Source organism: Streptomyces sp. SCPE 10 (assembly GCF_051980735.1).
GTDB lineage: Bacteria > Actinomycetota > Actinomycetes > Streptomycetales > Streptomycetaceae > Streptomyces > Streptomyces misionensis.
Map to the genome: position 1 here is coordinate 6,548,074 of NZ_CP197069.1, position 13,294 is coordinate 6,561,367.

Sequence of the window (13,294 nt, forward strand, 5' to 3'; positions counted from 1 at the left end):
ACCCCGCGGCGGGGCCCCGCGTCTGCAAAGGAAGTGTCAACTCCGGCCCCCGTCAGGAATCTTGAAGCCAATCGGTGTGTTGTTGTGATCTGCGGGACACCCCCTCGAAGCTCGATGCGTTGTACAACGTAAGCTGTACCGGCGTCGGAAAGCGGCAAGTGGGGGGATAACGCGCGACACCTCGCGCCGGTGAACCCTGCGAATTGCCGGGCGGCGTGTCCGAAATAGTGTGTATTGGGTCGGCAGTGTAGAACGGGAGATGTGACGGCAATGGCTACGGAAACTCCCCAGCTCAACGCAGCATGTGCCGTCCCCGCCGCGGGCAGCGCCCGATGACGGCCACCACGACGGCGCCGGACCTGGAGCGCGCCACCCTCGACAAGGCCGCGAGCGAGAACTTCCCCGTGGCCCCCTTCTTCCTCCCCCGCGACTGGCGCGACGACCTCATGGCGGTCTACGGCTTCGCCCGTCTGGTGGACGACATCGGCGACGGCGACCTCGCCCCCGGCGGCGCCGACGCCCGGCTGCTCGGCGTGTCGGCCACGGAGGCCGAGGACCGCCTGGTGCTGCTCGACGCCTTCGAGGCCGATCTGCGCCGGGTCTTCGACGCCACCCCGCGCCACCCCCTGCTGCGCCGGCTCCAGCCCGTCGTACGCCGGCGCGCGCTCACCCCCGAGCCGTTCCTCGGACTGATCGCCGCCAACCGCCAGGACCAGCTCGTCACCCGGTACGAGACCTACGACGACCTCCTCGCCTACTGCGAACTCTCCGCCAACCCCGTCGGCCGCCTCGTCCTCGCCGTCACCGGCACCTCGACCCCCGAGCGGATCCGTCTGTCCGACGCGATCTGCACCGCGTTGCAGATCGTGGAGCACCTCCAGGACGTGGCCGAGGATCTCGCCCGCGACCGGATCTACCTTCCGGCCGAGGACATGAGGCGCTTCCACGTCAGCGAAACGGACCTGTCCGCGAAAACCGCGGGCGCATCGGTGCGCGCCCTGGTTGCATACGAAGCGCAACGCGCCCGCGAACTGCTGAATGAAGGCGCCCCCCTGGTGGGTAGCGTCCACGGCAGATTGAAGCTGCTGCTCGCAGGGTTCGTAGCGGGGGGAAAGGCGGCGATCCACGCGATCACCGCCGCCGAATACGACGTACTTCCCGGCCCGCCCAAGCCAGGCAAGGTCCAGTTGCTGCGTGAGGCGGGCGTGATTCTGCGAGGAGAGGGGTGATCCGGACCGTGGAGTCTCCGTCGCACGTGTCCGCACCAGTACTCGCCGCCTACCGCTACTGCGAGACGGTGACCGGACAGCAGGCCCGTAACTTCGCGTACGGCATCCGGCTGCTGCCCACACCGAAGCGGCGCGCCATGTCGGCGCTGTACGCGCTGTCCCGGCGGGTGGACGACATCGGCGACGGCGACCTGGCCGACGAGGTGAAGCTGGCGCGGCTCACCGAGACCCGCGCCCTGCTCGCCCGGGTCCGCGAGGGCGACGTCGCGGAGGACGACACCGACCCGGTGGCCGTCGCCCTCGCCCACGCCGCGAGCGCCTTCCCGATCCCGCTCGGCGGCCTGGACGAGCTGATCGACGGCGTCCAGATGGACGTGCGCGGGGAGACCTACGAGACCTGGGACGACCTGAAGGTCTACTGCCGCTGTGTCGCCGGTGCCATCGGACGCCTCTCGCTCGGCGTGTTCGGCACCGAACCGGGTGCCCGCGGCGCCGAGCGCGCCGCCGAGTACGCCGACACGCTCGGTCTCGCGCTCCAGCTCACCAACATCCTCCGCGACGTGCGCGAGGACGCCCAGGGCGGCCGCACCTATCTGCCCGCCGACGACCTGGCCAAGTTCGGCTGCTCCGCCGGGTTCGACCGGCCGACGCCCCCGGAGGGCTCCGACTTCGCCGGCCTCGTCCACTTCGAGGTGCGGCGGGCCCGCGCCCTGTTCGCCGAGGGCTACCAGCTGCTGCCCATGCTCGACCGGCGCAGCGGCGCCTGCGTGGCCGCCATGGCCGGCATCTACCGCCGGCTGCTGGACCGCATCGCGCGCGACCCGGAGGCCGTGCTGCGCGGCCGGGTCTCGCTGCCCGGGCACGAGAAGGCCTACGTCGCCGTGCGCGGTCTGTCCGGCCTCGACACCCGGCATGTCACCCGCCATGGCTCCGGCCGGTCCGTCAGGAGGCGCGCCTGATGGACCTCACCGAACCAGGGGACTTCCCGCGGGCAACCCCGCGCCACGGCGTGGCGTCACTGACTGCGACGACCGCACGTGCACCGTTCAACCAGCACGTTCGGCACGCACGGAAGGACGCACCATGAACGACGGCGCACGCACCGCGCCCACCCCGGACGCCGGCGGGCGGGCAGCCCGCAGCGCCGTCGTGGTCGGCGGCGGCCTCGCCGGTGTCACCGCGGCGCTCGCCCTGGCCGACGCGGGCGTCCGCGTCACCCTGCTCGAAGGCAGGCCCAGGCTGGGCGGCCTCGCCTTCTCCTTCCAGCGCGGCGAACTGACCGTCGACAACGGCCAGCACGTGTACCTGCGCTGCTGCACCGCCTACCGCTGGTTCCTCGACCGGATCGGGGGAGCGGAGCTGGCACCGCTGCAGGACCGCCTGGACGTGCCCGTCGTGGACCTCGCCAAGCCCGAGGGCAGACGGCTCGGCCGGCTGCGGCGCGACCCGCTGCCCGTCCCCCTCCACCTGGGGCGCAGCCTGGCCGCCTATCCGCACCTCTCGCTCGCCGAGCGCGCCGCGGTCGGGCGGGCCGCGCTCGCGCTGAAGGGACTCGACCCGGCCGATCCGGACCTGGACTCCCAGGACTTCGGCAGCTGGCTGGCCGCCCACGGCCAGTCGGCGCGTGCCATCGAGGCCCTGTGGGACCTGGTCGGGGTCGCCACCCTCAACGCGGTCGCGGGCGACGCCTCACTGGGGCTCGCCGCGATGGTGTTCAAGACCGGTCTGCTGTCCGACCCGGGCGCGGCCGACATCGGCTGGGCCCATGTGCCGCTGGGCGAACTGCACGACCGGCTGGCCCGCAAGGCGCTCGACTCCGCGGGCGTACGTACCGAGGTCCGTTCACGCGTCACCTCCGTCTCTGCCATGGAGAACGGTGGTTGGCGCGTGGAGGTTCCCGGCGAGCGCCTGGAAACCGACGCGGTCGTCCTCGCCGTACCCCAGCGCGAGGCGCACGCGCTGCTGCCGCCCGGCGCCCTCGACGCCCCCGAGCGACTGCTCGGCATCGGCACCGCGCCGATCCTCAACGTGCATGTCGTCTACGACCGCAAGGTGCTCGCGCGGCCCTTCTTCGCCGCCCTCGGCACCCGTGTGCAGTGGGTCTTCGACCGCACCCACGCCTCCGGGCTGCGCTCGGGCCAGTACCTCGCGCTGTCCCAGTCGGCCGCGCAGGACGACATCGACCTCCCGGTCGCCGAGCTGCGCCGGCGCTACCTCCCGGAGCTGGAAAAGCTCATTCCGGGTACGCGCGGCGCCGTGCTGGAGGACTTCTTCGTGACCCGGGAGCGCACGGCCACGTTCGCGCCCACCCCCGGCGTCGGCCGGCTGCGGCCCGGCGCCCGCACCAAGGCCCCCGGCCTGTACCTGGCCGGAGCGTGGACCGCCACCGGGTGGCCCGCGACCATGGAGAGTGCGGTCCGCAGCGGAGTGAGCGCGGCCGACGCCGCGCTGAGCGCCCTGGGCCGGCCCCGCCCGAGCCGCCTGTTCGCCTTCGAGGAGGCGGCCTGATGGCCCATCACCTGCCGGCGGCAGGCCGCCCCCGCACCTTCGGTACCGCAACAAGAGGAGAGACTGTGCCCACTGTGCCCCCGGCCTCGACGGAGACCGCGGTGGACGTCACCGCGCTGCTGGAGCGCGGCCGGACCCTGGCCACCCCGGTCCTGCGTGCGGCCGTCGACCGCCTGGCTCCTCCCATGGACACCGTCGCCGCCTACCACTTCGGCTGGATCGACGCCGCCGGCAACCCGGCCGCCGGGGACGGCGGCAAGGCCGTGCGCCCCGCGCTCGCCGTGCTCTCCGCCGAGGTCACCGGCGCCGCGCCCGAGACCGGCGTGCCCGGCGCCGTGGCCGTCGAACTCGTCCACAACTTCTCGCTGCTGCACGACGACCTGATGGACGGCGACGAGCAGCGCCGGCACCGCGACACCGTCTGGAAGGTGCACGGCCCCGCCCAGGCCATCCTGGTCGGCGATGCCCTGTTCGCCCTGGCCAACGAGGTCCTGCTGGAGCTCGGCACGGTCGAGGCCGGCCGCGCCACCCGCCGGCTCACCGCCGCCACCCGCGCCCTGATCGACGGACAGGCGCAGGACATCTCCTACGAGCACCGCGACCGCGTCAGCGTCGAGGAGTGCCTGGAGATGGAGGGCAACAAGACCGGCGCGCTGCTCGCCTGCGCCTCCTCCATCGGCGCCGTGCTCGGCGGCGCCGACGACGCCACCGCCGACGCGCTGGAGCGCTACGGCTACCACCTCGGCCTCGCCTTCCAGGCCGTGGACGACCTGCTCGGCATCTGGGGCGACCCGGACGCCACCGGCAAGCAGACCTGGAGCGATCTGCGCCAGCGCAAGAAGTCGCTGCCGGTGGTGGCCGCCCTCGCGGCCGGCGGCCCCGCCTCCGAGCGGCTCGGCGAGATCCTCGCCGCCGACGCCAAGAGCAGCGATTTCGAGAACTTCTCCGAGGAGGAGTTCGCGGCCCGCGCCGCCCTCATCGAGGAGGCGGGCGGCCGCGAATGGACGGCCGAGGAAGCGCGCCGTCAGCACACCATCGCCATCAGCGCCCTCGACGCGGTCGGCATGCCGGACCGGGTACGGGCCGCCTTCACGGCCCTCGCCGACTTCGTCGTCGTACGAAAGAGATGATCACTATCGGCCGAACAAGCCTCGCGTAGTCGCCGGCCGGTGTCGCGGAACACCCGCACACCGGCCGACGGCGGACCCACAGCAGCACGACTCGCACGACTGCACGAAGGGGAAGCCATGACAGCGACGACCGACGGAAGCACCGGGGCCACCTTGCCGTCCCGCGCTGCCGCGGCCAGCCACGCCACCCTCACGACCCCCGAGGCGGCCGGGGTACCGGAAGCCGCCGCTCGCGCCGCCCGGCGCGCCACCGACCACCTGCTCTCCAAGCAGGACGCCGAAGGCTGGTGGAAGGGCGACCTGGAGACCAACGTCACCATGGACGCCGAGGACCTCCTGCTCCGCCAGTTCCTGGGCATCCAGGACGAGAAGACCACGCAGGCCGCCGCGAAGTTCATCCGCGGCGAGCAGCGCGAGGACGGCACCTGGGCCACCTTCTACGGCGGCCCCGGCGAACTGTCCACCACGATCGAGGCGTACGTCGCCCTGCGCCTGGCCGGCGACACGCCCGAGGCCCCGCACATGGCCAAGGCCTCCGCCTGGATCCGTGAGCGCGGCGGCATCGCCGCCTCCCGGGTCTTCACCCGGACCTGGCTGGCCCTGTTCGGCTGGTGGAAGTGGGAAGACCTGCCGGAGATGCCGCCGGAGCTGATCTGGTTCCCGAAGTGGATGCCGCTGAACATCTACGACTTCGGCTGCTGGGCCCGGCAGACGATCGTGCCGCTCACCATCGTCTCGGCCAAGCGTCCGGTGCGCCCGGCGCCCTTCGCCCTGGACGAACTGCACACCGACCCGGCCGACCCCAACCCGGCCAAGCCCATCGCGCCGCTGGTCAGTTGGGACGGCGCCTTCCAGCGCCTGGACAAGGGGCTCCAGCAGCTGCGCAAGGTGGTCCCGCGCCGGGTCCGCAAGGCCGCGATGAACGCCGCCGCTCGCTGGATCATCGAGCGGCAGGAGAACGACGGCTGCTGGGGCGGCATCCAGCCCCCGGCCGTGTACTCGATCATCGCCCTGCACCTGCTCGGCTACGACCTCGAACACCCGGTGCTGCGCGAGGGACTCGCCTCGCTGGACCGGTTCGCCGTGTGGCGCGAGGACGGCGCGCGGATGATCGAGGCGTGCCAGTCCCCGGTGTGGGACACCTGCCTCGCCACCATCGCGCTGGTCGACGCCGGACTGCCCGCCGACCACCCGCAACTGGTGAAGGCGGCCGACTGGCTGCTCGGCGAGGAGATCGTCCGGCCCGGAGACTGGGCCGTACGCCGCCCCCAACTGCCGCCGGGCGGCTGGGCGTTCGAGTTCCACAACGACAACTACCCGGACATCGACGACACCGCCGAGGTCTCCCTCGCGCTGCGCCGGGTCCGCCACCACGACCCCGAGCGGGTGGACCGGTCCATCGGCCGCGCGGTGCGCTGGAACCTCGGCATGCAGTCGCGCGACGGCGCGTGGGGCGCCTTCGACGTCGACAACACCAGCCCGTTCCCCAACCGGCTGCCGTTCTGCGACTTCGGCGAGGTCATCGACCCGCCGTCCGCGGACGTCACCGCGCACGTGGTGGAGATGCTGGCCGCCGAGGGCCTGGCCGACGACCCGCGCACCCGGCGCGGCATCGCCTGGCTGCTCGCCGAACAGGAGGAGAACGGCGCCTGGTTCGGCCGCTGGGGCGTCAACTACATCTACGGCACCGGCTCGGTGGTCCCCGCGCTCACCGCGGCCGGACTGCCCGGCTCGCACCCCGCGATCCGGCGGGCGGTGGCCTGGCTGGAGTCGGTGCAGAACGACGACGGCGGCTGGGGCGAGGACCTGCGCTCCTACAAGCACGTGCGGGAATGGTGCGGCCGGGGCGCCTCCACCCCCTCGCAGACCGGGTGGGCGCTGATGGCGCTGCTCGCGGCGGGGGAGAAGGGCTCCGAGGCCGTGGAGCGGGGCGTCAAGTGGCTGGCGGACAACCAGCGCGAGGACGGCACCTGGGACGAGCCGTACTTCACCGGCACCGGCTTCCCCTGGGACTTCTCCATCAACTACCACCTGTACCGCCAGGTGTTCCCGCTCACCGCCCTCGGCCGGTATCTGCACGGCGACCCCTTCGAGCGGCAGCTGCTCGCCAAGGCCACCCGGTCCGGGACCGGGCGGCCCGAGCAGGCCGAACCGGCCGGGTCGTCGCTCTCCGAGGCCAAGGGGAGCTGATGTGAACGTCCAGCCCGCTCCGGTTCCGCTGCTGATCGCCTGCGCGCTCGGCATCGAGCACCTCGCCCTGCGCTCGGGCGATCGCAGCGGGGCCGGCGGGCCGGTCACGTTCGTGCGCACGGGGATGGGACCGCGGGCGGCTCAGCGGTCCCTCACCCGGCATCTGTCCCAGCCCGCGCTCGCCGGGGCCGCCGTGGTGGCCACCGGTTTCTGCGCCGGGCTGGCCCCCGGCATGCACCCCGGCGACCTGGTGGTCGCCGAGGAGACCCGGGACCCGCACGGGACCGTCCCGTGCGCCGGCACCGAACTGCTGGTCAAGGAGCTCGCGCGGCTGCTGCCCGGCCGCACGGTGCACACCGGCCCGCTCACCGGCTCCGACCATGTCGTCCGCGGTCCCGAACGGTCCGCCCTGCGCGCGACCGGCGCGATCGCGGTCGACATGGAATCCGCGGCCACGCTGCTCAGCGCCCTGCGCGCGGGCGAGCGCCCGGTCGCGGCGGTCCGGGTGGTCGTGGACGCTCCCGAACACGAACTCGTCCGGATCGGCACGGTCCGCGGTGGAATATCAGCCTTCCGCGTTCTTCGTTCCGTACTTCCCGCATTTTTCGAATGGCACCGTTCTTTGCTGCTCCCCCGGAGGTGAGCCAGATGGCCATGCCGTTGCGCCAGTCCATCAAGGTCGCTACATACCTGGCTGAACAGAAGCTCCGCAAGCGGGACAAGTTTCCGCTCATTGTCGAGCTGGAACCGCTCTTCGCCTGCAACCTGAAGTGCGAGGGCTGCGGCAAGATCCAGCACCCCGCCGGTGTGCTCAAGCAGCGCATGCCGGTCGCCCAGGCGGTGGGCGCGGTGCTGGAATCGGGTGCGCCGATGGTCTCCATCGCGGGCGGCGAGCCCCTGATGCATCCTCAGATCGACGAGATCGTGCGGCAGTTGGTGGCCAGGAGGAAGTACGTCTTCCTGTGCACCAACGCGATGCTGCTGCGCAAGAAGATGGACAAGTTCAAGCCCTCGCCGTACTTCGCCTTCACGGTGCACATCGACGGGCTGCGCGAGCGGCACGACGAGTCCGTCGCGAAGGAGGGCGTGTTCGACGAGGCGGTCGCCGCCATCAAGGAGGCCAAGCGGCGCGGCTTCCGGGTGACCACCAACTCCACCTTCTTCAACACCGACACCCCGCAGACCATCGTCGAGGTGCTCGACTACCTCAACGACGACCTGAAGGTGGACGAGATGATGATCTCGCCCGCCTACGCCTACGAGAAGGCCCCGGACCAGGAGCACTTCCTGGGCGTCGAGCAGACCCGCGAGCTGTTCAGGAAGGCGTTCTCGGGCGGCAACCGCAGGAAGTGGCGGCTCAACCACTCCCCGCTCTTCCTGGACTTCCTGGAGGGCAAGGTCGACTTCCCGTGCACCGCGTGGGCGATCCCGAACTACTCGCTCTTCGGCTGGCAGCGCCCCTGCTACCTGATGAGCGACGGGTACGTGCCGACCTACCGGGAGCTGGTGGAGGACACCGACTGGGACAAGTACGGCCGCGGCAAGGACCCGCGCTGCGACAACTGCATGGCGCACTGCGGCTACGAGCCCACGGCCGTGCTCGCCACCATGGGCTCCCTCACCGAGTCGCTGCGGGCCATGCGCGAGACGGTCTCCGGAAACCGGGAGTGACCCGGTGACCGCCGTTCCCTTGGGAGTCCCCGAGGTACCGGCCCGGACCCTGGCCCCGCGGCGGCAGTCGCGGCGGATCCAGGTCGGGCCGGTGGCGGTCGGGGGCGGAGCCCCGGTGTCGGTGCAGTCGATGACGACGACCCGTACGTCCGACATCGGCGCCACCCTCCAGCAGATCGCCGAACTGACCGCGTCCGGCTGCCAGATCGTCCGCGTCGCCTGCCCCACGCAGGACGACGCGGACGCCCTGGCGGTCATCGCGCGCAAGTCGCAGATTCCGGTGATCGCGGACATCCACTTCCAGCCGAAGTACGTCTTCGCGGCCATCGAGGCGGGCTGCGCGGCGGTCCGGGTCAACCCCGGCAACATCAAGAAGTTCGACGACCAGGTCGGGCAGATCGCACGCGCCGCGAAGGACCACGGCACTCCGGTCCGGATCGGTGTCAACGCCGGTTCGCTGGACCGCCGGTTGCTCCAGAAGTACGGACGGGCCACGCCGGAAGCGCTGGTCGAGTCGGCGCTGTGGGAGGCGTCCCTCTTCGAGGAGCACGACTTCCGCGACATCAAGATCTCCGTCAAGCACAACGACCCGGTCGTCATGATCGAGGCCTACCGGCAGCTCGCCGAGCAGTGCGACTATCCGCTGCACCTGGGCGTCACCGAGGCCGGCCCCGCCTTCCAGGGCACCATCAAGTCGGCCGTGGCGTTCGGGGCGTTGCTCTCCCAGGGCATCGGCGACACCATCCGCGTGTCGCTGTCCGCGCCCCCGGCCGAGGAGGTCAAGGTCGGCATCCAGATCCTGGAGTCCCTGAACCTGCGGCAACGACGGCTGGAGATCGTCTCCTGCCCGTCCTGCGGCCGCGCCCAGGTGGACGTCTACCGGCTCGCCGACGAGGTCACGGCCGGCCTGGACGGCCTCGAAGTGCCGCTGCGGGTGGCGGTGATGGGCTGTGTGGTCAACGGTCCGGGCGAGGCCCGTGAAGCAGACCTGGGAGTTGCCTCAGGCAACGGAAAGGGGCAGATTTTCGTCAAGGGCGAGGTCGTCAGGACCGTGCCCGAGTCAAAGATCGTCGAGACCCTGATCGAGGAGGCACAGCGGCTCGCCGAGCAGATGAAGTGAGGCCACGCACAAGCACGGAGCAAGAGGGGGCCACGAACGTGACGATTCTGGAGACGATCCGGCAACCGCGGGACCTGAGGGCGCTGTCCGGGGAGGAACTCGGGGTACTGGCCGAGGAGATACGCGAGTTCCTGGTGCACGCGGTGGCACGGACCGGCGGTCATCTCGGGCCCAATCTGGGGGTGGTGGAACTCACCATCGCGCTGCACCGGGTCTTCGAGTCGCCGGTGGACCGGATCCTGTGGGACACCGGCCACCAGACCTATGTCCACAAACTTCTGACCGGGCGTCAGGACTTCTCCAAGCTGCGCGGCAAGGGCGGCCTGTCGGGCTATCCCTCGCGCGAGGAGTCCGAGCACGACGTCATCGAGAGCAGCCACGCCTCCGCCGCGCTCGGCTGGGCCGACGGCCTCGCCAAGGCCCGCCAGGTGAAGGGGGAGGGGGGCCATGTGGTCGCGGTCGTCGGGGACGGCGCGCTGACCGGAGGCATGGCCTGGGAGGCGCTGAACAACATCGCGGACGCCCCGGACCGCCCGCTGATCATCGTCGTCAACGACAACGCGCGCTCCTACGCGCCCACCATCGGCGGGCTCGCCGACCACCTCGCCACCCTGCGCACCACCGACGGCTACGAGAAGGTGCTGGCCTGGGGCAAGGAGATGCTCCAGCGCACCCCGGTGGTCGGCGGTCCCCTCTACGAGTCACTGCACGGCGCGAAGAAGGGCTTCAAGGACGCCTTCGCCCCGCAGGGGCTCTTCGAGGACCTGGGCCTGAAGTACGTCGGCCCGGTCGACGGGCACGACATCGGGGCCGTCGAGTCCGCACTGCGCCGCGCCAAACGCTTCCACGGTCCCGTGCTGGTGCACTGCCTGACCGAGAAGGGCCGCGGCTACGAGCCCGCGCTCGCCGACGAGTTGGACCGCTTCCACGCCATCGGCGTGATGGACCCGCTGACCTGCGAGCCGCTCGGCACCTCCGCCGGGCCGTCCTGGACCTCGGTGTTCGGCGAGGAGATCGTCCGGCTCGGACAGGAGCGGGAGGACCTCGTCGCGCTCACCGCCGCCATGCTGCACCCGGTCGGCCTCGGCGCCTTCGCCGAGCGCTTCCCGGACCGGGTGTGGGACGTGGGCATCGCCGAACAGCACGCGGTGGCCTCCGCCGCCGGTCTTGCCACCGCCGGGCTGCACCCGGTCGTGGCCCTCTACGCCACCTTCCTCAACCGCGCCTTCGACCAACTGCTGATGGACGTCGCCCTGCACCGCTGCGGAGTCACCTTCGTACTCGACAGGGCCGGCGTCACCGGTCCCGACGGTGCCTCCCACAACGGCATGTGGGACATGTCGATCCTCCAGGTGGTGCCCGGTCTGCGGATCGCCGCCCCGCGCGACGCCGCGCAGCTGCGCGCCCAGCTGCGCGAGGCGGTCGCGGTGGACGACGCGCCCACCGTGCTGCGCTTCCCCAAGGAGTCCGTCGGCCCGGACGTCCCCGCGGTCGACCGGGTCGGCGACATGGACGTGCTGCACCGCGGCGAGCGGCCGACGGTGCTGCTGGTCGCCGTCGGTGTGATGGCGCAGGTGTGCCTCGGGGCCGCGGAACTCCTCGCGTCGGGCGGCACATCGAGCACGGTGGTGGACCCGAGGTGGGTCAAACCCGTCGACCCCGCACTTCCCCGACTCGCCGCCGAACACCGCCTGGTGGCCGTGGTGGAGGACAACAGCCGCGCCTCCGGCGTCGGTTCGGCCGTGGCACAGGCCCTCGCGGACGCCGGAGTGGACGTGCCGGTACGGCAGTTCGGCATCCCGGACCAGTTCCTGGCACACGCCAAGCGCAGCGAGGTACTGGCCGACATCGGCCTCACCCCGGTGGAGATCGCCGGACGCATTTCAGCGAGCCTGGCCGTCAAGGACATCGACGGCACCGTCAAGGAGAGTGAATGACCACGGAGTTCGACCTCGGCGCCCTGCTCGCCGAGCGCGGAGCCGAGCGGTACGAGCTGCACAGCCGGTACCTCAACCCGCAGCTGCCGCGCATGCTGCACACCATCGGCTTCGACAAGGTCTACGAGCGCGCCGAGGGCGCCCACTTCTTCGACGCCGAGGGCAACGACTACCTGGACATGCTCGCCGGGTTCGGGGTGATGGGCCTCGGCCGGCACCACCCGGTCGTCCGCAAGGCCCTGCACGACGTCCTCGACCTGGACCTCGCCGACCTCACCCGGTTCGACTGCCAGCCGCTGCCCGGGCTGCTCGCCGAGCGGCTGCTCGCCCACACCCCGCACCTGGACCGGGTGTTCTTCGGCAACAGCGGCACCGAGGCGGTCGAGACGGCCCTGAAGTTCGCCCGCTACGCCACTGGCAGGCCGCGCGTCCTGTACTGCGACCACGCCTTCCACGGACTGACCACCGGCTCGCTGTCCGTCAACGGCGAGACGGGCTTCCGCGACGGCTTCGCCCCGCTGCTGCCCGACACCGCCGTGCCCCTCGGCGATCTCGACGCCCTGGCACGGGAGTTGAAGAAGGGTGACGTGGCCGCGCTGATCGTGGAGCCGATCCAGGGCAAGGGCGTGCACGAGGCCCCGCCCGGTTATCTGCGCGCCGCCCAGGAGCTGCTGCACAAGCACAAGGCGCTGCTGATCGCCGACGAGGTGCAGACCGGTCTCGGCCGCACCGGCGACTTCTACGCCTACCAGCACGAGGACGGCGTGGAGCCCGACCTGGTGTGCGTCGCCAAGGCGCTGTCCGGCGGCTACGTTCCGGTCGGCGCCACCCTCGGCAAGGACTGGGTCTTCAAGAAGGTCTACTCCTCCATGGACCGCGTCCTGGTGCACTCGGCGAGCTTCGGCTCCAACGCGCAGGCGATGGCGTGCGGGCTCGCCGTGCTGTCGGTGATGGAGCAGGAGCAGATCGTCGCGAACGTGCGCACCACGGGCGAGCTGCTCAAGTCCCGCCTCACCGAGCTGATCGACAAGTACGAGCTGCTCGCCGACGTCCGCGGCCGGGGCCTGATGATCGGCATCGAGTTCGGCAAGCCGTCCTCGCTGAAGCTGCGCAGCCGCTGGGCCATGCTCCAGGCCGCCCGCAAGGGCCTGTTCGCGCAGATGGTCGTCGTGCCGCTGCTCCAGCGGCACCGGATCCTCACCCAGGTCTCCGGTGACCACCTCGAAGTGATCAAGCTGATCCCGCCGCTGGTGCTGAACGAGGCCGACGTGGACCGCTTCGTCGACGCCTTCACCGCCGTCATGGACGACGCCCACAGCGGTGGCGGCCTGATGTGGGACTTCGGCAAGACCCTGATCAAGCAGGCCGTCGCCAACCGGTGACCGCCGAGCCGAAACCCGCGAGGAGGAGGAAGGGGTAGCGGAACCCGGCCGCGCCGAGAGCGGTGCCGGTGGCGGCCGGCCACACCCGAGGCCCTTTTTGCCTCCGAGGCAAAAAATTTGCCCCAGG

11 protein-coding genes are annotated in these 13,294 nt (G+C 71.4%); all 11 read left to right on the forward strand.

From position 1 onward, the window contains the following. The first annotated feature begins 332 nt into the window (after positions 1-332). The 11 genes from hpnC (at position 333) to ACSP97_RS30115 (ending at position 13,167) form a co-directional block, all read left to right on the forward strand. Complete coding sequence (gene hpnC, locus ACSP97_RS30065) at positions 333-1,229, forward strand: squalene synthase HpnC (protein ID WP_355151975.1); 897 nt, start codon at positions 333-335, stop codon at positions 1,227-1,229. Beyond that, positions 1,226-2,188 carry a presqualene diphosphate synthase HpnD gene (gene hpnD / locus ACSP97_RS30070; RefSeq protein ID WP_355151974.1) on the forward strand — a complete coding sequence of 321 codons (963 nt, stop codon included), beginning with the start codon at positions 1,226-1,228 and terminating at the stop codon, positions 2,186-2,188. The genes hpnC and hpnD overlap by 4 nt, the downstream gene beginning before the upstream one ends. Next, positions 2,188-2,316, forward strand: coding sequence for a DUF6380 family protein (locus tag ACSP97_RS30075; protein ID WP_355151973.1), 129 nt, complete (start codon positions 2,188-2,190; stop codon positions 2,314-2,316). Before hpnD ends, ACSP97_RS30075 begins: the two co-directional genes overlap by 1 nt. Further along, positions 2,313-3,737, forward strand: coding sequence for a hydroxysqualene dehydroxylase HpnE (gene hpnE, locus ACSP97_RS30080; protein WP_382013698.1), 1,425 nt, complete (start codon positions 2,313-2,315; stop codon positions 3,735-3,737). Before ACSP97_RS30075 ends, hpnE begins: the two co-directional genes overlap by 4 nt. Then, positions 3,737-4,867, forward strand: a complete 1,131-nt coding sequence (locus ACSP97_RS30085) for a polyprenyl synthetase family protein (protein WP_440555163.1) — start codon at positions 3,737-3,739, stop codon at positions 4,865-4,867. Before hpnE ends, ACSP97_RS30085 begins: the two co-directional genes overlap by 1 nt. A gap of 117 nt (positions 4,868-4,984) precedes the next feature. Continuing rightward, the gene (shc, locus tag ACSP97_RS30090; protein WP_355151970.1) at positions 4,985-7,057 is read left to right on the forward strand and encodes a squalene--hopene cyclase; all 2,073 of its coding nucleotides are present in this window, start codon (positions 4,985-4,987) and stop codon (positions 7,055-7,057) included. Position 7,058: 1 nt separating this feature from the next. Then, positions 7,059-7,700 (forward strand): phosphorylase family protein, encoded by a 642-nt coding sequence (locus ACSP97_RS30095; protein WP_355151969.1) that lies wholly within the window; start codon positions 7,059-7,061, stop codon positions 7,698-7,700. Between the two features lie 5 nt (positions 7,701-7,705). Next, positions 7,706-8,728: an adenosyl-hopene transferase HpnH gene (gene hpnH, locus ACSP97_RS30100; protein WP_355151968.1), complete on the forward strand. Its 1,023-nt coding sequence runs from the start codon at positions 7,706-7,708 to the stop codon at positions 8,726-8,728. 4 nt (positions 8,729-8,732) lie between these two features. Beyond that, the gene (gene ispG, locus ACSP97_RS30105; RefSeq protein WP_355151967.1) at positions 8,733-9,848 is read left to right on the forward strand and encodes a flavodoxin-dependent (E)-4-hydroxy-3-methylbut-2-enyl-diphosphate synthase; all 1,116 of its coding nucleotides are present in this window, start codon (positions 8,733-8,735) and stop codon (positions 9,846-9,848) included. A gap of 38 nt (positions 9,849-9,886) precedes the next feature. Then, a complete protein-coding gene (gene dxs / locus ACSP97_RS30110; RefSeq protein ID WP_382073443.1) occupies positions 9,887-11,785 on the forward strand; it encodes a 1-deoxy-D-xylulose-5-phosphate synthase in 1,899 nt (632 codons plus the stop codon). After that, positions 11,782-13,167 carry an aspartate aminotransferase family protein gene (locus ACSP97_RS30115; RefSeq protein ID WP_070029573.1) on the forward strand — a complete coding sequence of 462 codons (1,386 nt, stop codon included), beginning with the start codon at positions 11,782-11,784 and terminating at the stop codon, positions 13,165-13,167. The genes dxs and ACSP97_RS30115 overlap by 4 nt, the downstream gene beginning before the upstream one ends. Positions 13,168-13,294: the final 127 nt, after the last annotated feature.